This window comes from Lelliottia sp. EB106-05-01-XG201 (genome assembly GCF_058791735.1).
Map to the genome: position 1 here is coordinate 2,891,864 of NZ_JBYTDV010000001.1, position 23,425 is coordinate 2,915,288.

The window sequence follows — 23,425 nt, forward strand, 5'->3', positions numbered from 1 at the left end:
GAACTTTACTCGCTTTGTTTATTAATTACGAGCCCAAAAAAAACAGGTGTATCAGACAGATTGCAGGCGGGAGGGGGCGATGTGGAACAGATTAGCGAAGTTTTCCGTCGTGGTGCGCGCCAGCTCTTCGAGGCTGACACCTTTCAGGACGGCCATATACTCAGCCACATCTCTCGTCATGGCTGGCTGGTTCTCTTTACCGCGGTGCGGTACCGGTGCCAGATAAGGCGAGTCTGTTTCCACCAGAATCCGGTCGAGAGGCACATAACGCGCAGCATCACGCAGCTGCTCAGCATTACGGAACGTCACGATCCCGGAAAACGAGATATAAAACCCCAAATCAAGCAGCTTACCCGCCGTTTCTCTGTCTTCTGTGAAACAGTGTAGTACGCCACCGCAATCCGTCACTTTTTCTTCCTGCAGGATCGTCAGGGTATCTGCGCGCGCATCGCGGGTATGGACGATGACCGGTTTGTTCAGCTCGCGTCCGATACGGATGTGGTTGCGGAAAGACTCCTGCTGGCGCGGTTTTGTTTCCGGCGTGTAAAAATAGTCCAGCCCGGTTTCACCCATGGCCACTACGCCCGCTTCCGCCGCCATCCGGCGCAGATCCTCGACGTCGTACTCTTCATCCTGATTGAGCGGATGCACGCCGCAGGAGAAGACGACATTGTCGCGCTCACCCACCAGATCGCGCATCGAACGATATCCGGGCAGCGTCGTGGCGACAGCCAGACAGAATTTCACATCGCGGGCGGCGGCTTTTGCCAGCACATCGTCCACGTCTTTATGCAGTGATTGATAATCCAGGCCATCGAGATGGCAGTGTGAGTCGACTAAAAACATAATGTCTCTCTCAGAGATGGGAAGCAGGCAGCAGCGTGCCTGGTTGCAGGTAATGTTCGATACGCAGTAAGAGGTCCGTGAGTAACAGCTCGCGATTCACGCCGGTTACGCTTAAGAGTTGTTCGCGGCATACGCTGACATCATGGAAAATCGCGCGCAGTATGGCCCCGGAAAGCTGATTCGCCAGGGTGTTGACCAGCGGCCAGACGTCGGCGTTGCTGAGCTGCTGCGCGCTTTGCTGCAGTTTGATCGCATCCAGAACCAGTGACGCCAGCCAGTGCAGACGCGCAGGAGCCTGTTCGTGGTTTAGTGCGGGCAGCAATCCAGGCCAGTCGCGGCTTTCCAGCGTGCTGCTCAGGGCATCGCAAAGCTGTGTGCGTTGCGCCCAGGTCTCTTTTTGCAGCAGTTCCAGCGCTGCAGCGGGTGCTCCGCTGCTTAAGCGCAGCGCCGTCAGCGCCGCGTCCTGTGACACCGTCACTTCGCGTTCAAGCCAGGTTAAAGCCCAGGATTCCTGCGGTGCAGCGAGGTGATGAAGTCGGCAACGGCTGCGCAATGTCGCCAGTAATCGACCCGGCTCACGGCAGGACATAAAGAACCAGGTATTGACCGGCGGCTCTTCCAGAGTTTTGAGCAGCGCATTCGCCGCCGCTTCCGTCAGCAGCGCCGCGTCTTTTAACCAGACGACTTTCGCCCCGCCGAGGCGCGCGTGTTCATACAGCTTTTCGCTGACTTCACGCACCGCATCGATACCGAGCGAGCTTTTGCCCTTCTCAGGCTCGAGCGTGTAGTAATCCGGATGCGTTCCCGCCTGCATCAGCTGGCAGCCGCGGCATTTGCCGCAGCTTTTATGCCCTTCGGGCTGCTGACACATCAGAAAACGGGTGATGGCATAAATCAGCGCGTCGTCGCCCATGCCGGGCAGCGCCTGAATCAGTAACGCATGATGCCCCCGACCGGCCTGATAGCTGCTAATCAGCTGATCAAAGTGCGGACGCAGCCATGGATACCATTTCATGCCTGCTGCTCCTGTACCCATGCGGTCACGGTTTCACGGATGGAACGCGTGACGTCTTCCAGGGATTGGGTGGCATCGATGGTGCGAATCGAGCTGTCCTGCGCCGCCAGTTCAAGATAGCGCGCGCGGGTGCGGTTAAAGAAATCCAGAGACTCTTGCTCAATACGATCCAGCTCGCCGCGCGCGCGGGCGCGCTTCAGGCCCACCGCCGGAGTGACATCCAGATACAGCGTCAGGTTTGGGCGGAAATCACCCAGCACCGCATCGCGCAGCGTCGCGAGCATGGTCTGATCGATTCCACGGCCACCGCCCTGATAGGCCTGCGTCGATAAATCATGGCGATCGCCGATCACCCAGCGCCCTTCTGCCAGCGCCGGTTTGATCACCGTTTCGACCAGCTGCACGCGCGCCGCGTAAAACATCAGCACTTCGGCTTTATCGCTAATCACTTCGTCGCCGACGGATTTAATGTCCAGCACCAGGCTTCTGAGCTTTTCAGCCAGCACTGTGCCGCCCGGCTCGCGAGTGAAGACCATCTCTTCGATGCCCAGCTCTTTCAGTGTGTCGACCACCACGTTGCGTGCGGTGGTTTTCCCGGCGCCTTCCAGCCCCTCTATGACGATGTAATTACTGCGCATTTTTTTCCTTAAGTGCCTTCAGATAGTCCTGAACAGAGCGATTATGGCTGGCAAGGTTGGTGTTAAAGGTATGCCCCCCTTTTCCGTCAGCCACAAAATAGAGATACGGTGTGTGTGCCGGATGCGCGGCGGCATCCAGTGACGCCTGGCTCGGCGTCGCAATGGGGCCTGGCGGCAAACCGCTAATCACGTAGGTATTATACGCCGTTGGCGTCTCGAGGTCCTTACGGGATATCTTCCCGACATAGTTCTCGCCCATGCCGTAGATCACCGTCGGGTCGGTTTGCAGGCGCATGCCGATACGCAGACGGTTGATAAACACCGATGCCACCTGATCGCGCTCGCTCGCCACGGCGGTCTCTTTTTCGACGATCGAGGCCATGGTCACAAACTGGTTTTGATCTTTGTACGGCAGACCGTCCGCGCGCCCTTCCCAGGCTTTATCGACGGCGGCCACCATTTTTTTGTGCGCACGCTTCAAAATCGCAACGTCCGTGGTCCCTGCGGTATACATCCAGGTATCAGGCCAGAACCAGCCCTCCACCCACTCAGGATGCTCCAGCTTCAGGACCTCAGCGACGGTAGCGTAGCTGTCATCTTTCAAAGTGTGGCTGATGTACGGCGCATCGCGCAGCTGTTTCAGGTAGTCGCTCAGGCGCATGCCTTCGACGAATCGCAGCGGGAACTGTGCCTCTTTGCCGCTTTCCAGCAGCGCCAGCATCTCACGCACCGTCATGCCCGGCGTAAAGCGATAGGTCCCGGCTTTGAAATGCGACAGCTCAGGCTCAAGGCGCAGCAGCCACTGGAAAACGCGCGGACGGTTAATAATTTTATCGCCGTAAAGCTGTTCGCCCAGCGCTAAGCGCCCGGTGCCGGCTTTCAGCGTGAAGACGGTTTCTTCTTTAATCAGAATGTGACTGTTCGCCATCTGACGAACCTTCCAGACTCCCACGCCGCCCGCGATAGCCATCACGACGAGAAGGAGGAGGACAAAGCGCAACATTTTTTTCATGACTATCTTGTTTGCTCACACAGTGGGGCTAAAAACGAGTACAACTCACGCGACGACCAGGTCTTGTCACCGTAAGCTCGAACCGGCACGACGGGCATTAAGGCATTGCAGACCACGACTTCATCGGCGTCCAGCAGCGCCTCAACGCCTGTGTGAACTTCGACAACGCGAAAGGCCGAGTGTGCCAGGTGCTGCAGACAAAACTGGCGCATGATGCCATTCACCCCGGCCTGATCCATCTTCGGCGTGAAAACGTCGTTGCCCCGTCGCCACAATAAATTGGCCGCACAGCATTCCGTAATGAGCCCGTCGCTGTCAAGAACCAGCGCCTCTTCGACGTCTGACTGTTCAAGATGAGCGCGGATCAGCACCTGCTCGAGTCGGTTGAGATGTTTTATTCCTGCAAGCATGGGGTTGCGCCCCAGACGAACCGGGCTGAGCGCCAGGCGGATGCCGTCGCGACGCCACAGGTCGTAGTGTGCGGGATAGGCAGAAACAGAGAGAATTCGGGTGGGATTCAGGCAACTGGCACCGCTGTAACCGCGTCCGCCCGCGCCACGGCTGATAATGACTTTCAGCACGCCGCGAGGGTTGCCCTTCGCCATGTCGATCATTTCACGCTGAAGTTCAGCCCAATCGGTAAAGGGAATCAGCAACCTTTCACACGCCAGCTGTAAACGCTGAAGATGGGCGTCGAGCAGGCAGACTTCGCCCTCAGCAATGCGCGCCGTGGTGAAGCAGCCATCGCCAAACTGGGTCGCCCTGTCGCTCGCAGGAAGAGAGTCCTGCTGTTGGCCATTGATGAAGAACATGGAGGCTCCTTTTTCGTGACCCGATAGTTTGGCAGGATGAATAAGGCAGAACAAGGGAAGAAAACTGAATAAAAAAGGCCCGACAAGCGGACCTTTTATTTAACGCAACCGGGCAGCAAGCCTTAGATCTTTTTAAAGATCAGAGAGCCGTTGGTGCCGCCAAAGCCGAAGGAGTTACACAGAGTGTACTCCAGACCGCTGACCTGACGCGCTTCGTGTGGAACGAAGTCCAGATCGCAACCCTCATCCGGGTTATCCAGGTTGATGGTTGGCGGAACAGCCTGATCGCGCAGCGCCAGGATCGAGTAGATAGACTCTACTGCGCCTGCAGCACCCAGCAGGTGGCCGGTCATGGATTTGGTGGAGCTGACCATAATGCGGCTTGCTGCATCACCAAATACGGACTTAACGGCCTGAGCTTCTGCTTTATCGCCAGCCGGCGTCGAGGTGCCGTGGGCGTTAACATAGCCAATCTGACCAGGTTCGAGACCCGCATCGCGAATCGCGTTAACCATCGCCAGTGCCGCACCCGCGCCATCTTCCGGCGGAGACGTCATGTGATAAGCGTCGCTGCTCATGCCGAAACCGACGATTTCAGCATAAATTTTCGCGCCACGCTTTTTCGCGTGTTCGTACTCTTCGAGTACGATCATGCCAGCACCATCGCCCAGAACAAAACCATCACGGTCTTTGTCCCACGGACGGCTCGCAGCCTGAGGATTGTCGTTACGGGTAGACAGCGCACGCGCCGCACCGAAACCACCCACGCCCAGCGGAGTACTGGCTTTTTCAGCACCACCGGCAACCATAGCGTCTGCATCACCGTAAGCGATGATACGCGCTGCCTGACCGATGTTATGCACACCAGAGGTACAAGCCGTTGCGATAGAAATGCTAGGGCCACGGAGGCCAAACATGATGGTCAGGTGACCCGCCACCATGTTAACAATCGTGGACGGAACGAAGAATGGGCTGATCTTACGCGGGCCACCGTTCACCAGAGAGGTGTGGTTTTCCTCGATCAGGCCAAGACCGCCAATCCCGGAGCCAATAGCGGCGCCAATGCGGGTTGCGTTCTCTTCCGTAATTTCAAGACCAGAATCCTGCATGGCCTGAACGCCAGCGACAATTCCATATTGAATGAAGGCATCCATCTTGCGCTGTTCTTTGCGCGAGATGATCTCTTCACAGTTAAAATCCTTTACTAAGCCAGCAAATTTCGTTGCATAGGCGCTAGTATCGAAATGGTCGATTAGGCTGATGCCGCTCTGACCGGCAAGAAGAGCTTTCCAGGTGGACTCTACGGTATTGCCGACAGGAGACAACATGCCAAGTCCGGTCACAACTACACGACGCTTAGACACGTTTGTCCTCCAGGGAGGGATAAAAAAAGGGATTCGTGGGACTAAAAAAGATAAAACTCAGGCGGTCGAATGACCGCCTGGAGATGTTCACTTACGCCTGGTGACCGTTGATGTAATCAATGGCAGCCTGAACGGTGGTGATTTTCTCAGCTTCTTCGTCCGGAATCTCAGTATCAAACTCTTCTTCCAGAGCCATTACCAGCTCAACGGTGTCAAGAGAATCTGCGCCCAGGTCTTCAACGAAGGATGCGGAGTTCACAACTTCTTCCTGCTTAACGCCCAGCTGCTCGCCGATAATTTTCTTAACGCGTTCTTCGATAGTGCTCATACTCTTAAATTTCCTATCAAAACTCGCTTTCGCGATGGTTTTCGTAGTGTATAAAATGTTGAAAAATTTGCAACTAAATCCCGGCAGGTCGTACCACGATTTTACGTTATTTTGAGGCCATTCGCCCTAATAACGCAAATATTTTCGATCGTGGTTAAACCATGTACATCCCGCCGTTGACGTGGAGAGTCTCACCAGTGATGTAACTCGCTTCGTCAGAGGCTAAAAATGCAACCGCGCTGGCGATTTCCTGAGCGCCGCCGAGGCGACCCGCAGGAACCTGCGCCAGAATACCCGCACGCTGATCGTCAGATAGCGCACGCGTCATGTCCGTTTCAATAAAGCCCGGAGCAACAACGTTTACAGTAATCCCGCGTGACGCGATTTCGCGCGCCAGCGATTTACTGAACCCGATCAGACCCGCTTTCGCCGCAGCGTAGTTGGCCTGACCAGCATTTCCCATGGTACCAACCACAGAACCGATAGTGATAATACGGCCATGACGCTTTTTCATCATAGCTCGCATTACCGCTTTTGACAGACGGAATACAGATGACAGGTTGGTTTCGATGATATCGTCCCACTCGTCGTCCTTCATTCGCATCAGTAAGTTGTCGCGAGTGATTCCGGCATTATTGACCAGAATATCCACTTCGCCAAACTCTGCGCGAATATTTTCCAGAACAGATTCGATAGATGCAGCGTCGGTCACATTCAGCATCAGACCTTTACCGTTCGCACCTAAGTAGTCGCTAATGGCCTGAGCGCCGCTTTCACTGGTTGCTGTACCAATGACTTTCGCGCCACGCGCGACCAGGGTCTCAGCAATGGCACGCCCGATACCGCGGCTTGCGCCCGTGACCAGCGCGATTTTTCCTTCAAAACTCATGGTAATCCTCTTTTATTGCGCGAGTGCCGCTGACAGCGCTTCTGGCTCGTTAATGGCCGATGCAGTAAGGGTATCAACAATACGTTTGGTCAGACCGGTCAGGACTTTACCCGGGCCTGCTTCATACAGGTGCTCAACGCCCTGCGCGGCCATAAACTCAACGGTTTTGGTCCACTGCACAGGGCTGTAGAGCTGGCGAACCAGCGCGTCGCGAATCGCTTCTGGCGCTGTTTCGCATTTCACATCAACGTTGTTCACAACCGGAACCGTTGGTGCGTTAAAAGTGATTTTTTGCAGCTCGGCAGCCAGTTTCTCAGCAGCCGGTTTCATCAGCGCACAGTGAGACGGAACGCTCACCGGCAGCGGCAGTGCGCGCTTCGCGCCCGCAGCTTTACAGGCTGCGCCTGCACGCTCAACGGCTTCTTTGTTACCCGCGATGACAACCTGACCCGGCGAGTTAAAGTTTACCGGAGAAACCACCTGCCCTTCGGCAGACTCTTCGCAGGCTTTAGCGATAGACGCATCATCCAGACCAATAATGGCGGACATGGCGCCGGTCCCTTCTGGTACCGCTTCCTGCATGAATTTGCCACGCATTTCGACCAGACGCACGGCATCAGCAAAACCAATGACGCCCGCACAGACCAGCGCAGAGTATTCACCCAGGCTATGACCCGCCAGCATCACAGGCGCTTTACCGCCCTGCTCCTGCCAGACACGCCACAGTGCCACAGACGCGGTCAGCAGCGCAGGCTGCGTCTGCCAGGTTTTGTTCAGCTCTTCCGCCGGACCCTGCTGAGTCAGCGCCCAGAGATCGTAACCCAAAGCGTCAGAAGCTTCACGGAAAGTGGCTTCAATAATTGGGTACTGTGCCGCTAATTCAGACAACATCCCAACGGACTGAGAACCCTGACCCGGGAACACAAAAGCAAATTGCGTCATTTTTAATCCTTAATTAGAAACGAACCAGCGCGGAGCCCCAGGTGAAACCGCCACCAAAAGCTTCAAGCAAGACCAGTTGGCCTCGTTTAATTCGTCCATCGCGTACCGCTTCGTCAAACGCGCAAGGTACCGATGCCGCAGAGGTGTTGCCGTGACGATCGAGCGTCACCACAACGTTATCCATGGACATGCCCAGCTTTTTCGCCGTAGCGCTGATAATGCGCAGGTTCGCCTGATGCGGCACCAGCCAGTCCAGCGCAGAGCGCTCGAGATTGTTCGCTTCCAGCGTCTCATCGACGATGTGCGCCAGTTCCGTCACCGCCACCTTGAACACTTCATTGCCTGCCATTGTCAGGTAAATAGAGTTTTCCGGGTTAACGCGATCGGCGTTAGGCAGCGTCAGCAGCTCGCCGTAGCGGCCATCGGCATGTAAATGCGTGGAGATAATGCCCGGCTCTTCTGACTGACCTAACAGTACAGCGCCCGCACCATCACCAAAAATAATGATCGTTCCGCGATCTTCCGGGTTGCAGGTCCGCGCCAGCACGTCTGCACCAATCACCAGCGCATATTTCACGGCACCCGACTTCACGTACTGATCGGCCACGCTCAGCGCATAGGTAAACCCTGCGCAGGCCGCCGCAACGTCAAACGCCGGGCAGCCTTTGATGCCAAGCTTAGCCTGAATCTCACAGGCTGCGCTCGGGAAGGCGTTCGGTGCTGAGGTGGTTGCCACCACGATCAGACCGATCTCTTCTTTATCAATACCGGCCATTTCCAGCGCGCGCAGGCCCGCTTCGTAGCCCATCGTGGTTACTGTTTCATCTGGACCGGCGATACGGCGTTCACGGATACCTGTGCGGGTGACAATCCACTCGTCAGACGTATCGACCATTTTTTCCAGATCGGCGTTGGTTCGCACTTGTTCAGGCAGAAAACTGCCGGTACCTAAAATCTTTGTATACATGTACGCTCAGTCACTTTTAGCTAATACAGATTCCAGGCGAGCGGCAATCCGCTGTGGGACTTGTCGCTGCACCGCCTGCACTGCCTGTTCAATCGCGACGGTAAAGGCTCGCTGATTGGCCGCACCATGACTCTTAATCACCGTGCCGCGCAATCCTAACAGACAGGCGCCATTATACTGGTCGGGGTTGAGGTGACTGAATCGCCGCGCCAGGCTTTTTTGTAACCAACGCTTTAATAAAATGAGCCACCAGGACCGTTTTTTCCCTTCGCCCTGCGATTTCAGCAGGGAGAGGAACATCCGTACCACCCCTTCCATCGTTTTTAACGTTACGTTGCCTGTAAACCCGTCACACACCAGAACATCGGTCTTGCCGGTCAATAATTCATTAGCTTCAAGATAGCCAATATAGTTGATTGACGGCATGGATTTTAGCAATTCTGCGGCATCGCGAATGCTATCGAGACCTTTCGTCTCTTCTTCGCCAATGTTCAGCAACGCAACGCGGGGATTCACAATCCCCACCACTTCTTCAGCCAGCACCGAGCCCATAATGGCAAACTGGGCCAGCATCGTACTATCGCAATCCACGTTGGCGCCCAGGTCGAGCACCACCGTTTTGCCCTTCTGCTGATGCGGTAACACCGTCACCAGCGCAGGACGCTCAATCCCCTCAATGGGCTTGAGCATTAATTTCGCCAGCCCCATCAGCGCACCGGTATTTCCGGCGCTGACGCAGGCTTCAGCCCGCCCTTCTTTCACCAGTTCCAGCGCAATTCGCATTGAGCTTCCGCGACTGTTGCGGATCGCGTGCGACGGCCTGGCATCACTGGCAATAACTGACTGCGCAGGGATAATCTGCAGACGTGAACGTTGTTCAAAGTCAGCTTTTGCAAGTAATGGCGTGATGGTGTCGGGATTGCCGACTAAAAGAAGTGTGAGTTGCGAATTAGAATTCAGTGCCTGCAAAGCTGCAGGCACTGTCACGGAAGGCCCAAAATCTCCTCCCATGACATCTAACGCCAGGGTTAGACGTGTCAAGGTATATTCGCTGCCCGGCTCGGTGTATCCCCCGCTTTCGCGGGGAATGCCTCACTAAGCTTCATCACGCTTGCGCGTGATTACTTAGTGATTACCTTGCGGCCACGGTAGAAACCGTCGGCAGTCATGTGGTGACGCAGGTGTTTCTCACCAGAAGTCTTGTCTACAGACAGGCTGGTAACTGCAGTCAGCGCGTCATGGGAACGACGCATGCCACGTTTGGAACGGGTTGGTTTATTCTGTTGTACGGCCATGGACCTTACTCCTTAATTACTTACGCTTTAAGCTGGCTAATACGGCAAATGGGTTTGGTTTTTGCGCTTCATCAGGCAGTTCCCCAAAGACCATGTCCGCGTCGGACACTTCACAGTGTTCAGAATCATGCACCGGAACTACAGGCAGGGCGAGGATGACTTCATCTTCAACGACTGCAAGCAGATCGATTTCACCGAATTCGTTAACCTCAATCGGCTCATACGCTTCCGGGAGTGCTTCAGCCTGTTCATCAGAACGAACCGGACTGAAACAATACGTTGTGTGAACATGACGTGTGAACGGTTTCCCGCAACGCTGGCACTCGAGCGTTACCGTGACCTTTGCATCACCGTTTAACACGGCCAGGCGCTGGTTATCGATAGCGAACGACATGGAGCATTCCACGTCAGTATCCACACTGACCACAAACTCGGCGATACGCTCAACCTGATCGGCGGTATAAATACCGTCGTAATCGAGGCGTTTTTGAGCCGTACGAACCGGGTCAAGAGTCAGGGGTAATTTTACTTTTTGCATAGGGCGCGCATATTAACTTTGTAACGTCATAGAGTCAAAGAAAAAGGCAACCAGGGCTGCCTTTTGCCAATTATTCGCACACATTGCGGGCTGTAGTTTAAAATGGCTGGCCTCGATACGCTATATCTGGTGAAAAAAATATGCCAAATCTCGTGCTCGCTTCCACTTCTCCCTACCGCCGTGCATTGCTTGAAAAGCTGGGAATACCTTTTGAATGCGCCGCGCCCGTCACCGACGAAACGCCGCAACCGGCTGAATCGCCACGTCATCTGGTGTTGCGCCTGGCGCAGGAGAAAGCGCAAAGTCTGGCCGCTCGCTACCCCAATCATCTGATTATAGGCTCCGATCAGGTTTGCGTGCTGGACGGCGAAATCGCCGGTAAACCGCAGACTGAAGAGAACGCGCGCCTGCAATTAATGAAAGCGCGTGGCTCGATCGTCACGTTTTACACCGGCCTTGCGCTCTACAACACCGCCACGGGCCATCTGCAAACCGAATGCGAGCCTTTCGACGTTCACTTCCGTCATCTGAGCGAGCAGGAGATTGAGGATTACGTGCGTAAAGAGCGCCCACTCAACTGCGCGGGAAGCTTTAAAAGCGAGGGGCTGGGGATTGCGCTGTTTGAAAAACTGGACGGCCGCGACCCAAACACGCTGGTCGGTTTGCCGCTGATTGCGCTGTGCCAGATGCTAAGACGCGAGCACTGTAATCCGCTTTCGGCGTGAGTGTTGCCGGGTGGCGCTTACGCTTACCCGGCCTACGAATCCACGGTGCGGGGGAATTGTCGGGTGGCGCTGCGCTTACCCGACCTACGTATGCACGGTGCGGGGTAATCGTCGGGTGGCGCTTACGCTTACCCGACCTACGTATACACGGTGCGGGGGAATCGTCGGGTGGCGCTACGCTTACCCGACCTACAAAACCCGTAGGCCCGTGCAAGCGTAGCGCCGCCGGGCAAAGATTAGCCGCGCAAGACTTTCAGACAGCGCTTCAACTGGTCATCCAGCGGCGCTTCGACCCGCATCACCTCACCCGTACCCGGATGGGTAAATTTCAGCGCGGCGGCATGCAGGAACAGACGTGAAAGCCCTGTCCCGGCCAGCTGTTTATCAAACTCACGGTCGCCGTAGCGATCGTCAAACGCAATCGGGTGTCCGGCGTGCAGCGTGTGGACACGAATCTGGTGAGTACGCCCTGTGACCGGGCTGCAGCGCATCAGGGTCGCGAAAGCGTAACGCTCTTCCACTTTAAAACGGGTTTCCGACGGTTTGCCTTCCTGGCTGACACGCACAATGCGCTCGCCGCTTTGCAAAATATTTTTAAGCAAAGGAGCCTGCACCGCTTTCACATGCGACTGCCACTGACCGCGCACCAGCGCCAGATAGTCTTTCTGCATCCCCTTCTCGCGCAGCTGTTCGTGCAGCGATCGCAGCGCAGAACGCTTCTTCGCCACCAGCAGCACGCCGGAGGTATCGCGGTCCAGACGGTGTACCAGCTCCAGGAAACGCGCTTCCGGGCGCAGGGCGCGCAACCCTTCGATCACGCCAAAGCTTAACCCGCTGCCGCCGTGCACTGCCGTACCGGAAGGCTTATTCAGCACCAGGATATGATCGTCTTCATACAGGATAGCGTCCGTCAGCGCGGCCACTTTATGCAGGTGCGGCGACACCGCCTCTTCTTCGCGCTCAGCGACGCGCACAGGCGGAATACGCACTTCATCGCCCGCTTCGAGTTTGTACTCAGGTTTGACGCGTTTTTTGTTCACCCGCACCTCGCCTTTACGCAAGATGCGATAAATCATGCTTTTTGGCACGCCTTTCAACTGGGTGCGCAAAAAGTTGTCGATTCGTTGCCCCGCTTCGTCATCAGCGATAGCAACCATTTTTACGGATGGAGTCTCTGTTTTCATGGTTGGCGATTCTAAATATCGATGCGCATTAGCGCCACTCATTTTTCTATGCTTATATTTACTTTTATCCGGGCAGCTTTCTTTGTACGCAAACGATTTGGTGGTTATTAGACCAATCGTCTCGTTGAAGTGGAGAAACTGTGAGTAACCGGGTGATAAATGGTAAAAGTCATCTTGCTATAACCGGGTTAGCAATGGAATAATGAAGTCGTATTCCGCGTTAAATCCGTGTTTTGTAAGGATGTCGACGGAATGACCCATTTTGTCTGACCGATCATCCACGCAGCAATGGCGTAAGACGTATTGATCTTTCAGACAGTTAGCGGGCTGCGGGTTGCAGTACTTACCGGTAAATGGAATCTTCTCTGGAGAGTGTTCCCAGGCTGTTCCCCTGATAATTGCGCTGTGTTTCCGTATGAAATACAGGCAACCGACACTTTGCGCCTCTTAAGCGAGCGACAACCGTGAGGTTGGCGACGTCAATAGTCACGAGGCCATCGGTTCAAACCCCGGAAAGCGTCACCTTGCCCGCAGCTTAGTCGTCAATGTAAGAATAATGAGTAAGTTACGATGAAAAGAATGTTAATCAACGCAACTCAGCAAGAAGAGTTGCGCGTCGCCCTCGTGGATGGGCAGCGTCTGTACGATCTGGATATCGAAAGTCCTGGACACGAACAGAAAAAAGCGAACATTTACAAAGGCAAAATCACCCGCATTGAACCAAGCCTTGAGGCCGCATTCGTCGATTACGGCGCTGAGCGTCACGGTTTCCTTCCTCTTAAAGAAATTGCCCGCGAATACTTCCCTGCTAATTACAACTCCCATGGTCGTCCGAACATCAAAGATGTGCTGCGCGAAGGCCAGGAAGTTATCGTTCAGATTGATAAAGAAGAACGCGGCAACAAAGGCGCTGCGCTGACCACCTTTATCAGCCTGGCAGGCAGCTATCTGGTTCTGATGCCGAACAACCCGCGTGCGGGCGGTATCTCTCGCCGTATCGAAGGCGACGACCGTACTGAGCTGAAAGAAGCGCTGGCAAGCCTTGAACTGCCAGATGGCATGGGTCTTATCGTTCGTACCGCAGGCGTTGGCAAATCTGCTGAAGCGCTGCAGTGGGACTTAGGGTTCCGCCTGAAGCACTGGGAAGCAATCCAGAAAGCCGCAGAAAGCCGTCCGGCTCCGTTCCTGATTCACCAGGAAAGTAACGTTATCGTTCGTGCCTTCCGTGACTATCTGCGTCAGGACATCGGCGAAATTCTGATTGATAACCCGAAAGTGCTTGAGCTGGCTCGCCAGCACATCGCGGCGCTGGGTCGTCCGGATTTCACCAGCAAAATTAAACTGTACACCGGTGAAATCCCGCTGTTCAGCCACTATCAGATTGAATCCCAGATCGAGTCGGCCTTCCAGCGTGAAGTGCGTCTGCCGTCCGGTGGTTCTATCGTTATCGACTCCACCGAAGCGCTGACCGCTATCGACATCAACTCCGCACGCGCAACCCGCGGCGGCGATATCGAAGAAACGGCCTTCAACACCAACCTTGAAGCCGCAGATGAAATTGCTCGCCAGCTTCGTCTGCGCGACCTGGGCGGCCTGATTGTTATCGACTTCATCGACATGACCCCGGTTCGCCATCAGCGCGCTGTGGAAAACCGTCTGCGTGAAGCGGTGCGCCAGGACCGTGCGCGTATCCAGATCAGCCATATTTCTCGCTTTGGTCTGCTGGAGATGTCTCGTCAGCGCCTGAGCCCGTCACTGGGTGAATCCAGCCATCACGTCTGCCCACGCTGTAGCGGCACGGGTACCGTACGTGACAACGAATCGCTGTCCCTCTCCATTCTGCGTCTCATCGAAGAAGAAGCGCTGAAAGAGAACACCAAAGAAGTTCACGCGATTGTTCCGGTGCCGATTGCCTCTTACCTGCTGAACGAAAAACGTGAAGCGGTGAGCGCCGTAGAAACCCGCCAGGGCGGCGTGCGTTGCATTATCGTGCCAAACGACCAGATGCAGACCCCGCACTACTCCGTTCTGCGCGTGCGTAAAGGCGAAGAGACCAGCACCCTGAGCTACCTGCTGCCGAAACTGCACGAAGAAGAGATGGCGATGCCGTCTGATGCAGAGCCTGCAGAGCGTAAGCTGCCTGAACAACCGGCGCTGGCCACCTTCATCATGCCAGAAGCGCCTCCGGCTCCAGCCATGGAAAGCGCACCAGCGAAAGCGGCTGCGCAGAAACCTGCCGCTGAAACCAGCGCTAAACCTGCTGAATCTGGCCTGCTGGGACGTTTCTTCGGCGCGCTGAAGAAAATGTTCGCCGGTGAAGAGCCTCAGCCGGAGCAGCCAGTCGTTGCACCGAAAGAAGAGAAACAAGAGCGTCCGCAGGATCGTCGTAAACGTCAGAACAACCGCCGCGATCGTAATGATCGTGACCGTCGTGATAACCGCGATAATCGTGGTGACCGTGACAACCGCGGTGAGCGCGATAACCGCTCCGACAACAACGAAGGTCGTGAGCCGCGCGAAGATAATCGTCGCAACCGTCGCGAGAAGCCACAGCAGCAAAAAGTGGAAGATCGTGAAGTCCGCCAGCCAGCGGGCGATGAGTCTGAAAACACCAGACAGCGTGACGAGCAGCAGCCACGTCGTGAACGTAACCGCCGCCGCAATGACGACAAACGTCAGGCGCAGCAGGAAGTTAAAGTCGTTAACACTGAAGCCCCTGTTGAGCAGGATGCGGATCAGGAAGAACGCGTTCAGGTGATGCCGCGCCGTAAGCAGCGTCAACTGTCGCAGAAAGTCCGCTTCGCCTCTGAACAAGCTGAAGTGGCGACCGTTGAGGCCGCTGAGCCGGTTGTTGAAGCCGCTCAGAACACCCAACTGGCGAAACTGGATCTGCCAGCCGTCGTTGAGTCTGCTGCAGAGCATGATGACAATGGCGAAGCCCGTGATAACAACGGTATGCCGCGTCGCTCCCGTCGCTCTCCGCGCCACCTGCGCGTGAGCGGTCAGCGTCGTCGTCGTTACCGTGACGAGCGTTACCCGACCCAGTCTCCGATGCCTCTGACCGTGGCCTGTGCGTCACCAGAACTGGCCTCCGGCAAAGTCTGTATCCGCTATCCGATTGTGCGTCCACAGGATCAGCAGTTCGACGAGCAGAACGTCGCGTCTGAAAACGTTGAGCCGATGGTTGAAGCGCCAGTTGAAGTGGCAGCCGCCGCTGTGGTCGCTGAAGCCGTGCAGCAGCCTGCCGTTGAACCACAGCCGGTTGTTGAAGTTGAGCCAGTGGCAGAGATTCAGCCGGTCGTTGAAACCGCAGAAATCGAAACCACGCATCCGGAAGTGATCGAAGCGCCAGTGGAAGAGCAGCCTCAGTTCATCGCACAAGAAGATGTCGCTGTGGCTGAACAGGTTGCAGAAGAAGCTGTACCAGCTGAAGCTGCGGTTGAAGCAGAAGTGGTGACAGAAGCGGTTGCTGAGCAACCGGTTGAAGTCACTCCTGAACCACAAGCGCCAGCCCCGGTTGCGAAACCAGAGCCTGTTGTTGCCGTAGTTGCTGAGCATCACCACGCCACTGCACCGATGACTCGCGCTCCGGCACCGGAATACGTACCAGAAGCGCCACGTCATAGCGACTGGGTGCGTCCTGCGTTCGATTTCGATGGTCGCGGTTCTGCAGGTGGTCACAGTGCCACCCACCAGGCAACGGCTCCGGCCACGCGCCCACAGCCTGCTGAGTAACTCGCAGTCATAACGAAAAGCCGACCTTAATGGTCGGCTTTTTTTTGGCCCTGATTTACGGGAGAGGTTTTCGCATCCCGCTCAATTGCGGCATCACCTCGCGCATCATCTCCAGAAAACGTCGCAAGCGCGCCGGATAATAGCGTGACCACGGGTAAACCAGATGCACCGGAAGCGGCGCGGGCTGCCAGTCGGGCAAGAGATGCACCAGCCTCCCGGCGCGAATATCCTCCTCCACCGTCCAGCTCGACACCACCGCCACCCCTAATCCATTCAGAGCCGTATTGCGTGTGACATACAGGCTGTCTGTGCTCAGACGCGGCGAAATCGCCACGCGCGCGGGCTGCGGGGAAACCCCATCGAAGAGTTCAATATGTTGCTGGTAGAAGGTGTTCAGCGCAATCCAGGGGAGTGCACTGAGGTCGTCCGGTTTCTCGGGTACGGAGTAGTGCGCCAGCAGCGCCGGTGTGGCGACCACACAGCGCGGAACCTCCGCCAGCAGAACTGAGACCGTCGCCGGGTCGATCTCCGCCCCCACGCGGATCGCGCAGTCGATGTTATCGCTCAGGAAATCGACCGAACGGTCATTAAGCTTCCATTCGACGGAGAGCTGCGGGTAGCGCTGCAAAAACTGGCACAGCGGCGCAAGAAGCTGCTCCTGCCCAAACGCATGTGGCGCACGCACCCGGAGCGTGCCGACGGGTTCATCCTCCGACTGCCCCACTTCATCTTCCAGCGCCAGCCAGCTGTCGATCACCTTTCTGGCGTGTTGATAACACCGCTCACCGTCGTCCGTTAGCTTAGTGGCGCGGGTGGTGCGCAGCAGCAGACGCACGCCGAGTAAAGTTTCCAGGGACTGCAGGCGACGGCTGACGGTCGCCTGCGTGGTGCCCAGCTGACGCGCAGCGGCAGAAAGCGAACCCGATTCCACTATACGCACAAAAGTACGCATCAGCTCAACCCTGTCTATACGCTCTGTTCGTTTCATTTTTATTCTGGATATACGTTTAACGTATAAACGTTTTACCACTCCGCTGGCTACCGCCTCAAGCGCGAATGCACAAGAATAGCCTCACTCCATGAATGAGGACCACCGAATGAACACCACGACTCTCGCCCATGCCACCCGCCGCTGGATAATTTTTATTCTCGCCATCGGCGCCGGTTTTAGCGTGGCATCGATTTACTACGCTCAACCCCTGCTGCCGTTGATGGGTGCCGATCTGCATCTGAGTATCGAGGGGATGGGTCTGGTCCCTACCCTGACGCAGACGGGTTACGCTCTCGGCATCCTGTTCCTGCTTCCGCTCGGCGACCGTCACGATCGGCGGACGTTAATTCTTATTAAAAGCGCGGCACTGGCGCTGTTTCTGCTGGCCTGTAGCCTGACCGGGCAACTGCACTCGCTCCTGCTGGCGAGCCTGCTGATCGGCATGGCCGCCACCATGGCGCAAGATATCGTCCCGGCCGCGGCAATTCTCGCCCCGGAAGGTCAACAGGGCAAAACCGTCGGCACGGTAATGACCGGCCTGCTGCTCGGGATTCTGCTGTCACGTACGGTGAGCGGCGTCGTCGGTGAAGCCTTCGGCTGGCGCGTGATGTATCAGCTGGCCGCCGCCAGCATTGCGTTGATCGGCGTGGTGATGTGGACGGTGCTGCCGCGCTTTGCGATTCACTCCACGCTCAGCTATCCGGCCCTGATGCGCTCGATGGAACACCTGTGGCATCGCTACCCGGCCCTGCGCCGTGCGGCGCTGGCGCAGGGTTTTCTCTCGATAGCTTTTAGCGCTTTCTGGTCCACGCTGGCGGTGATGCTGCTCGAGCGCTATCACCTCGGCAGCGCCGTGGCGGGCGGGTTTGGTATTGCAGGTGCCGCCGGTGCGCTGGCAGCCCCGCTGGCTGGCGGGCTGGCCGATAAACTCGGCGCGGGCAAAGTGACGCAACTGGGCGCGGCGCTGGTGACCGTTTCGTTTGCCCTGATGTTCCTGATGCCCGCCCTCGGCACTCACGGACAGCTCGTGCTGATTGCCCTCTCCGCCGTCGGGTTTGATCTCGGGCTTCAGTCGAGCCTGGTCGCTCACCAGAATCTGGTCTATAGCCTTGAACCCCAGGCGCGTGGCCGCCTCAATGCGCTGCTGTTTACGGTGGTGTTTATCGGCATGGCGCTGGGCTCGGCGTTAGGGAGCAAAGTGTACGCCGTGGCAGGCTGGCAAGGTGTGGTGGCGCTGGCAACGCTCTGCGGCGCGGTGGCGATGGTAATTCGCCTGATGGAAAGCGCCCGCGTGTTACACGCCCAGGCACAAAATCAGTAAAAAAAAGCCCAACCTGAAATCGGGTTGGGCAGACAAAACCTATCCAGTTTCAAGATAGGTTCTAAGAGGCTAAAAGATTATTTATTCAGCTGGAACAGCGACATGCCCTGCATATCACTGAACGCTTTGTACGAGGCCTGAAGCGCCGCCTGCTGCATGGTGTAAGACGAAATCGCTGAGTTCCAGTCCACATCGACCAGGTCACTCATCTGCTTCGTCTGACCGAGGGCGCGATCGGCGCCCAGCGCATCCAGCTTATCCAGTTCATTCATTTTGGTACCAACATCAGCTAATACGGTCAGGACGTTGTTCTGCGTATTCTTGATACCTACCGCGGAAGCCGCGACGATGGCCCCCTGAGTTTCGGCCGCCGCAGGATCATTGGCGACAGGCACTTTCAGTGCCGCGATGGCGTTATCCAGAATTTTGAACATATTGGTGTCACCATAACCGCCGCCTGGGATCTCTTGCGCGTTGCTGGTGATACTTTCAAATACCTGCTGCCCCGTGTGGCTGACGGACATGTTTCGGGCGGAATCCACCTGCTGAGAGATCGCTTCAGTGCCGCCGGAGTAAGCCCCGGTCGCCGAATCGAACGGCGCAGACTCGGTTTTGTAGCCCGCGAAAATATAGCGTCCATTACCATCGGTGGAGTTGGCCAGGTTCATCAGCTGATCGCGAATCCCCTGTAAATCTGTCGACAGGGAGAGACGGTCATCGTCGCTCAGCGTGCCGTTCCCGGCATACACCAGTTTTTCTTGCGCGCTGGTGATAGCCGTATTCACCTGGCTTAAAACGTTATCTTCCAGCGAGACTTTCTGCGAGGCGAAGGTACGTGCCAGCGCAAACTGGCTGTTCTGAGCCTGGGCCTGCGACAGGACAACCGCCTGTGAAGCTGCAATCGGGTCATCAGACGGGCGGTTCACACGCTTGCCCGTCGACATCTGTTCGCCATATCCCAGCCATTTGCTTTGGGAGTCCGTGATCCCGCGCATATTCTGCTGGTACATCATTTGGGTGCTAATACGCATTGTTGACCTCGGCCTTAGCGAATATTAATTAACGCATCGAAGAGCGTACTGGCAGTTTGCAGAACCTGCGCATTCGCGAGGTAATACTGCTGGAAACGCTGCAGGTTGCCATACTCTTCGTCGAGGTTAACCCCGGAGATAGACTGCTGCTGATTGCTTAACTGGGTGACCACGTTGCTCTTGGTCGCCGCACTGATTTTCAGTGAATCCGTGGTGCTGCCGACGGTACTGACCAGCGCTGCGTAGGAGTCGTTGAAGGTTTTATTTCCGCCGACGGCTTTGGCATTCTGCAACGCCACCAGCGCTTTACCGTTCACGTTATCACTCTCACCGCCCGTCGCCGAACCGGCCATCGCCAGTTTGGATTCGTCGCTGATGAGCAGATCCATGTTCACGATCGCATCGACGACCGGTTTCACCGTGAAGCTGTCTTTGTTGGCCGCCGCGCCGCTGACATTGACGGTTAAACCGTCGAAGGTCATGTTGCCGCTGCCATCAGGCGTCGCGGTAAATGAGGTTTTGTCAGAGCTGCGCGTCACGGTCCAGTTGGAGCCGTTATATTCGACCTTATAGTCAGTCGCCTGCACCTTAGTGCTGTCGGTAACTGTCGCGGTCATACTCGCGCCCGGCATACTGTTTTTCGCGTTGCCGGTGACAGCAGGAGAGCCGATGCTGAACAATGCGCCGCCTGCATCACCGTTGGCGTCGAAACCTTTTTCGTGCTGCTGGTTCATTGAATCCGCAAACGCGAGTGCCAGTTGGTTCAGGGAGTTACGCGCTTTATCCAGATCGTCGTTACGGAATGAAATCAGACCGCCCAATGAACCGGTCGTCAGCTCTTTATCAGGAATTTGGATATTGCCCGCAATGGGATCGACAAACGCCACGGTGGTACGCGCAGGATCCGCGTTCGATGGCACGGCCGCGAGCTGATTGGCTTTGCTGCCCTGCACCAGGTTGTAACCGTTACCGAAGGAGACGTTGTAGGTGCCGCCGTCCTGAACCGCGACTTCCACACCGACGATCTGGTTCAGTTCGCTCACCAGCTGATCGCGCTGATCGAGCAGGTTGTTTGGCGAAGCGCCTGCGCCGACGCCGGTCAGACGGGAGATCTGATCGTTCAGATTCGCAATCTGCTTCGCATAGGTATTGATCTGATCGACGCTGGTCGCCACCGCGGTATTCACCTGGCGGTCCTGATCGCGAAGATACTGGTCAGTGGTTTTGAACTGGTTCACCAGGCCATCGGCTTTCCCGAGCACGGTCTGGCGCGCCGCCGGATCTTCCGCGTTGCTCACCAGCGTTTGCATGCTGGTAAAGAAATCCTGCAGCGTGGCTGAAAGGGAGTTAGTGGTATCAGACAGCACGTCGTCAATTTTCGACATCTGCTGATAACGCGTGGTCAGGCCGCTGCTCTGGGTCTGGGCCGCACGCAGCTGGTTGGTGATGAATGAATCGTATTCGCGCTGCACGCCGGAAACATAAACGCCATTGCCAACCCAGCCGCCGCCGGTCAGGGTACTGTTCGCTGCACCCAGCACCGTGGTCTGGCGGGTATACCCGGCCACGTTATAGCTGGAAATGTTGTTACTGACGGTATTCAGTGCCGACTGTGCCGCACTGAGGCCACTCATGGCGCTGTTAATCAAACTGGACATTGAGGTTCCTTGTAAACTTTCAGACACGAGTCCTGATAAGGATTATCGACACCGCGCGCTCAAACTTGAGCCCTTAGAACAGATTTTCGATATCGGTGCTATAAGCCTTGCTCACTTTCTCGCCCATCGCTTTAAGCTGTTGAATCATCCCTGTCAGCTTGCGGGCATACTGCGGATCGGTCGCGTATCCAGCGTTTTGCAACGCCTGTGCGCCCTGCTCCGGCGTTGCGGCCTGCGTCACCGCGGCATAGCGCGGATTGCGGCTCAACAGCCCAACATAATCTGACAAGGCTTCGAGGTATGAACTGTAAACACGGAATTTGGCTTTGGTTTTCACCGCCGCGCCGTTTTCATATTCCGTGGTGGTGATCTCTGTGGTCGGCCCCTTCCATCCTGGCGTCGCTTTCACGCCGAAGATGTTAAAGCTCGGCTCGCCGTTCTCACGGCGAATCTGGCGTTGCCCCCAGCCGGATTCCAGCGCGGCCTGCGCCAGAATCAGGTGATGAGGCACCCCGCTCTGCTCACTCGCCAGACGTGCCGGGAGCGAAAGCTGTGCGAGGAAGTCTTTGCTGTCGCCGGACAGCGGTTCATCGCTCGGCCCGGACGGTTTCGGCATCGCTTTGCGCACCATCTGCGTCACGGCCTGGTTCTGATAACGGGTCACCGTTTCAGGGTCAAACTTCATTGGCACTTGCCGGGACAGCGTTTCAGTCTGGATCCCCTGCGCCTGCTCCATCTGTTTGACGATCATATCGGCGAAGCCCAGCCCTTTCCCGGCGGTCATCTGCTGGGCAATCTGTTGGTCATACATGCTGGTGTAGAGCCGCGTCGAATCGCTGCTGAACATTCCGTCCTTCGGCAGCGCATCACGCATGCTTTTGAGCATCATCTGTACAAACATCCCTTCCGCCTGGCGGGCGACCGGGCGGAGGTTGGCCGCCGGGTCAGTGCCTGCTTTAGCTTTCAGGTCGTTGAGCGACTGGGCATCCCAGGCCGCACTAGTCAACAGCTTGCTATCACCCAGCATTAGATGATTTCCAGTTTCGCGCGCAGGCATCCTGCACTTTGCATCGATTGCAGAATCGACATCAGATCCATCGGTGTCGCACCCAGCGCATTCAGCGCCCGGACCACGTTGTTCAGGTTGGCGCTGGAGCGCACGCTTTGCAGCGAGCCGCCGCTCTGGCGAAGATCGATCTGCGTTTGCGGTGTCACGACCGTCTGACCGCCGCCAAATGGCGTATCCGGCTGGCTGACGTTCGCCGAGCGGTTGACGCTGATCGAAAGGTTACCCTGTGCAACGGCACAGCTGTCCAGCGTCACTTCGCGGTTCATGACCACGGATCCGGTACGCGAGTTGATGATCACTTTCGCGTCCTGGACCGGCACGTTGACTTCCATATTCTGGATATCCGCAAGCATACGTACCTGATTGCTGCTGCCGCTTGAGGTGCGGATCTGCACGGTACGGGCATCCAGCGCTGTGGCGCTGCCAAAACCGCGGCTGCGGTTGATGGTGTCAGCGATCTGCTGCGCCATGGTGAAGTCTTCGTTATTCAGCTGCAGGTTGATGGTGTTCCCGGCGCCAAACTGCGTCGGCAGTTCACGTTCGATGATTGCGCCGTTGGTGATACGTCCGCCGTTGAGCTGGTTCACCTGCACGCTGCTGCCGCCCGCCGATGCACCCGCACCGCCGACCAGAATGTTACCTTGCGCCAGGGCATACACCTGACTGTCCACGCCTTTCAGCGGGGTCATCAGGAGCGTACCGCCGCGCAGGCTTTTGGCGTTACCCATCGAGGAGACGACCACGTCGATGGTCTGCCCCTGGCGCGCAAACGCCGGGTAGGATGCGGTAATCATGACCGCCGCCACGTTTTTCAGCTGCATGTTGGTGCCCTGCGGGACGGTGATCCCGAGCTGAGACAACATGTTGTTCAAACTCTGAGTGGTAAACGGCGTCTGGGTGGTCTGGTCGCCCGTTCCGTCCAGGCCGACCACGAGGCCATAGCCAATCAATGAGTTTTCACGTACGCCCTGTACACTGGTGAGATCGCGAATGCGGTCGGCCTGGGCGCAGGTCGCGACCAGGATCAACAGCATGGCGAAGAGGGATTTAAACATGGGTCACCTC

22 protein-coding genes are annotated in these 23,425 nt (G+C 56.5%); 3 read left to right on the forward strand and 19 right to left on the reverse strand.

The features are described from left to right. Nucleotides 1-51: 51 nt before the first annotated feature. The 13 genes from AC3WS9_RS13585 to yceD form a co-directional block, all read right to left on the reverse strand. Nucleotides 52-846, reverse strand: coding sequence for a metal-dependent hydrolase (locus AC3WS9_RS13585; RefSeq protein ID WP_492488856.1), 795 nt, complete (start codon nucleotides 844-846; stop codon nucleotides 52-54). A 10-nt stretch (nucleotides 847-856) separates the two neighbouring features. Further along, entirely contained in the window at nucleotides 857-1,861 is a 1,005-nt protein-coding gene (holB, locus tag AC3WS9_RS13590; protein WP_285145863.1) for a DNA polymerase III subunit delta', read from the reverse strand. Beyond that, nucleotides 1,858-2,499 (reverse strand): dTMP kinase, encoded by a 642-nt coding sequence (gene tmk, locus AC3WS9_RS13595; RefSeq protein ID WP_285145862.1) that lies wholly within the window; start codon nucleotides 2,497-2,499, stop codon nucleotides 1,858-1,860. Before tmk ends, holB begins: the two co-directional genes overlap by 4 nt. After that, a complete protein-coding gene (gene yceG / locus AC3WS9_RS13600) occupies nucleotides 2,489-3,511 on the reverse strand; it encodes a cell division protein YceG (protein ID WP_492488858.1) in 1,023 nt (340 codons plus the stop codon). The genes tmk and yceG overlap by 11 nt, the downstream gene beginning before the upstream one ends. A 2-nt stretch (nucleotides 3,512-3,513) precedes the next feature. Then, complete coding sequence (gene pabC, locus AC3WS9_RS13605; RefSeq protein WP_492488860.1) at nucleotides 3,514-4,323, reverse strand: aminodeoxychorismate lyase; 810 nt, start codon at nucleotides 4,321-4,323, stop codon at nucleotides 3,514-3,516. A gap of 122 nt (nucleotides 4,324-4,445) precedes the next feature. Continuing rightward, nucleotides 4,446-5,687 (reverse strand): beta-ketoacyl-ACP synthase II, encoded by a 1,242-nt coding sequence (gene fabF / locus AC3WS9_RS13610; RefSeq protein ID WP_282494919.1) that lies wholly within the window; start codon nucleotides 5,685-5,687, stop codon nucleotides 4,446-4,448. Between the two features lie 91 nt (nucleotides 5,688-5,778). After that, complete coding sequence (acpP, locus tag AC3WS9_RS13615; protein WP_003857954.1) at nucleotides 5,779-6,015, reverse strand: acyl carrier protein; 237 nt, start codon at nucleotides 6,013-6,015, stop codon at nucleotides 5,779-5,781. 154 nt (nucleotides 6,016-6,169) lie between these two features. Beyond that, entirely contained in the window at nucleotides 6,170-6,904 is a 735-nt protein-coding gene (gene fabG, locus AC3WS9_RS13620; RefSeq protein WP_282494918.1) for a 3-oxoacyl-ACP reductase FabG, read from the reverse strand. A 12-nt stretch (nucleotides 6,905-6,916) separates the two neighbouring features. Next, complete coding sequence (fabD, locus tag AC3WS9_RS13625) at nucleotides 6,917-7,846, reverse strand: ACP S-malonyltransferase (protein WP_285154872.1); 930 nt, start codon at nucleotides 7,844-7,846, stop codon at nucleotides 6,917-6,919. 13 nt (nucleotides 7,847-7,859) lie between these two features. Continuing rightward, entirely contained in the window at nucleotides 7,860-8,813 is a 954-nt protein-coding gene (locus tag AC3WS9_RS13630; protein WP_282494916.1) for a beta-ketoacyl-ACP synthase III, read from the reverse strand. 6 nt (nucleotides 8,814-8,819) lie between these two features. Then, nucleotides 8,820-9,854 carry a phosphate acyltransferase PlsX gene (gene plsX / locus AC3WS9_RS13635; protein ID WP_206732569.1) on the reverse strand — a complete coding sequence of 345 codons (1,035 nt, stop codon included), beginning with the start codon at nucleotides 9,852-9,854 and terminating at the stop codon, nucleotides 8,820-8,822. A gap of 80 nt (nucleotides 9,855-9,934) precedes the next feature. Next, nucleotides 9,935-10,108 carry a 50S ribosomal protein L32 gene (gene rpmF / locus AC3WS9_RS13640; protein WP_071844907.1) on the reverse strand — a complete coding sequence of 58 codons (174 nt, stop codon included), beginning with the start codon at nucleotides 10,106-10,108 and terminating at the stop codon, nucleotides 9,935-9,937. Between the two features lie 16 nt (nucleotides 10,109-10,124). Then, nucleotides 10,125-10,646: a 23S rRNA accumulation protein YceD gene (yceD, locus tag AC3WS9_RS13645; RefSeq protein ID WP_282494915.1), complete on the reverse strand. Its 522-nt coding sequence runs from the start codon at nucleotides 10,644-10,646 to the stop codon at nucleotides 10,125-10,127. A gap of 140 nt (nucleotides 10,647-10,786) precedes the next feature. On the opposite strand from yceD, the gene AC3WS9_RS13650 reads away from it, so the two are divergent. After that, nucleotides 10,787-11,371 carry a Maf family protein gene (locus AC3WS9_RS13650; RefSeq protein WP_492488864.1) on the forward strand — a complete coding sequence of 195 codons (585 nt, stop codon included), beginning with the start codon at nucleotides 10,787-10,789 and terminating at the stop codon, nucleotides 11,369-11,371. A 236-nt stretch (nucleotides 11,372-11,607) separates the two neighbouring features. On the opposite strand, the gene rluC is transcribed toward AC3WS9_RS13650, so the two are convergent. Next, a complete protein-coding gene (gene rluC / locus AC3WS9_RS13655; RefSeq protein WP_282494913.1) occupies nucleotides 11,608-12,555 on the reverse strand; it encodes a 23S rRNA pseudouridine(955/2504/2580) synthase RluC in 948 nt (315 codons plus the stop codon). A gap of 570 nt (nucleotides 12,556-13,125) precedes the next feature. Here rluC and rne point away from each other — a divergent pair. Then, nucleotides 13,126-16,290 carry a ribonuclease E gene (gene rne / locus AC3WS9_RS13660; protein WP_492488866.1) on the forward strand — a complete coding sequence of 1,055 codons (3,165 nt, stop codon included), beginning with the start codon at nucleotides 13,126-13,128 and terminating at the stop codon, nucleotides 16,288-16,290. A gap of 55 nt (nucleotides 16,291-16,345) precedes the next feature. On the opposite strand, the gene AC3WS9_RS13665 is transcribed toward rne, so the two are convergent. Next, nucleotides 16,346-17,278 (reverse strand): LysR family transcriptional regulator, encoded by a 933-nt coding sequence (locus tag AC3WS9_RS13665; protein ID WP_492488867.1) that lies wholly within the window; start codon nucleotides 17,276-17,278, stop codon nucleotides 16,346-16,348. 109 nt (nucleotides 17,279-17,387) lie between these two features. On the opposite strand from AC3WS9_RS13665, the gene AC3WS9_RS13670 reads away from it, so the two are divergent. Continuing rightward, nucleotides 17,388-18,602, forward strand: coding sequence for an MFS transporter (locus AC3WS9_RS13670; RefSeq protein ID WP_492488869.1), 1,215 nt, complete (start codon nucleotides 17,388-17,390; stop codon nucleotides 18,600-18,602). A 77-nt stretch (nucleotides 18,603-18,679) separates the two neighbouring features. Here AC3WS9_RS13670 and flgL read toward each other — a convergent pair whose 3' ends face one another. The 4 genes from flgL to AC3WS9_RS13690 all read right to left on the reverse strand — a co-directional run bounded on the left by flgL (nucleotide 18,680) and on the right by AC3WS9_RS13690 (nucleotide 23,415). Continuing rightward, nucleotides 18,680-19,633, reverse strand: coding sequence for a flagellar hook-associated protein FlgL (gene flgL, locus AC3WS9_RS13675; protein ID WP_282494909.1), 954 nt, complete (start codon nucleotides 19,631-19,633; stop codon nucleotides 18,680-18,682). A gap of 14 nt (nucleotides 19,634-19,647) precedes the next feature. Further along, nucleotides 19,648-21,291 carry a flagellar hook-associated protein FlgK gene (gene flgK / locus AC3WS9_RS13680; protein WP_282494908.1) on the reverse strand — a complete coding sequence of 548 codons (1,644 nt, stop codon included), beginning with the start codon at nucleotides 21,289-21,291 and terminating at the stop codon, nucleotides 19,648-19,650. A 73-nt stretch (nucleotides 21,292-21,364) separates the two neighbouring features. Beyond that, nucleotides 21,365-22,318, reverse strand: a complete 954-nt coding sequence (gene flgJ, locus AC3WS9_RS13685; RefSeq protein ID WP_285154867.1) for a flagellar assembly peptidoglycan hydrolase FlgJ — start codon at nucleotides 22,316-22,318, stop codon at nucleotides 21,365-21,367. Further along, the gene (locus AC3WS9_RS13690; protein WP_282494906.1) at nucleotides 22,318-23,415 is read right to left on the reverse strand and encodes a flagellar basal body P-ring protein FlgI; all 1,098 of its coding nucleotides are present in this window, start codon (nucleotides 23,413-23,415) and stop codon (nucleotides 22,318-22,320) included. Before AC3WS9_RS13690 ends, flgJ begins: the two co-directional genes overlap by 1 nt. Nucleotides 23,416-23,425: the final 10 nt, after the last annotated feature.

Coding starts and splice junctions, on each gene's coding strand:
- AC3WS9_RS13585 (WP_492488856.1), bottom strand. CDS start 846: ATGTTTTTAGTCGACTCACACTGCCATCTCGATGGCCTGGATTATCAA.
- yceG (WP_492488858.1), bottom strand. CDS start 3,511: ATGAAAAAAATGTTGCGCTTTGTCCTCCTCCTTCTCGTCGTGATGGCT.
- yceD (WP_282494915.1), bottom strand. CDS start 10,646: ATGCAAAAAGTAAAATTACCCCTGACTCTTGACCCGGTTCGTACGGCT.
- flgL (WP_282494909.1), bottom strand. CDS start 19,633: ATGCGTATTAGCACCCAAATGATGTACCAGCAGAATATGCGCGGGATC.
- AC3WS9_RS13650 (WP_492488864.1), top strand. CDS start 10,787: ATGCCAAATCTCGTGCTCGCTTCCACTTCTCCCTACCGCCGTGCATTG.
- rpmF (WP_071844907.1), bottom strand. CDS start 10,108: ATGGCCGTACAACAGAATAAACCAACCCGTTCCAAACGTGGCATGCGT.
- rne (WP_492488866.1), top strand. CDS start 13,126: ATGAAAAGAATGTTAATCAACGCAACTCAGCAAGAAGAGTTGCGCGTC.
- fabD (WP_285154872.1), bottom strand. CDS start 7,846: ATGACGCAATTTGCTTTTGTGTTCCCGGGTCAGGGTTCTCAGTCCGTT.
- AC3WS9_RS13630 (WP_282494916.1), bottom strand. CDS start 8,813: ATGTATACAAAGATTTTAGGTACCGGCAGTTTTCTGCCTGAACAAGTG.
- acpP (WP_003857954.1), bottom strand. CDS start 6,015: ATGAGCACTATCGAAGAACGCGTTAAGAAAATTATCGGCGAGCAGCTG.
- flgJ (WP_285154867.1), bottom strand. CDS start 22,318: ATGCTGGGTGATAGCAAGCTGTTGACTAGTGCGGCCTGGGATGCCCAG.
- AC3WS9_RS13665 (WP_492488867.1), bottom strand. CDS start 17,278: ATGAAACGAACAGAGCGTATAGACAGGGTTGAGCTGATGCGTACTTTT.
- AC3WS9_RS13670 (WP_492488869.1), top strand. CDS start 17,388: ATGAACACCACGACTCTCGCCCATGCCACCCGCCGCTGGATAATTTTT.
- rluC (WP_282494913.1), bottom strand. CDS start 12,555: ATGAAAACAGAGACTCCATCCGTAAAAATGGTTGCTATCGCTGATGAC.
- pabC (WP_492488860.1), bottom strand. CDS start 4,323: ATGTTCTTCATCAATGGCCAACAGCAGGACTCTCTTCCTGCGAGCGAC.
- tmk (WP_285145862.1), bottom strand. CDS start 2,499: ATGCGCAGTAATTACATCGTCATAGAGGGGCTGGAAGGCGCCGGGAAA.
- AC3WS9_RS13690 (WP_282494906.1), bottom strand. CDS start 23,415: ATGTTTAAATCCCTCTTCGCCATGCTGTTGATCCTGGTCGCGACCTGC.
- fabG (WP_282494918.1), bottom strand. CDS start 6,904: ATGAGTTTTGAAGGAAAAATCGCGCTGGTCACGGGCGCAAGCCGCGGT.
- holB (WP_285145863.1), bottom strand. CDS start 1,861: ATGAAATGGTATCCATGGCTGCGTCCGCACTTTGATCAGCTGATTAGC.
- flgK (WP_282494908.1), bottom strand. CDS start 21,291: ATGTCCAGTTTGATTAACAGCGCCATGAGTGGCCTCAGTGCGGCACAG.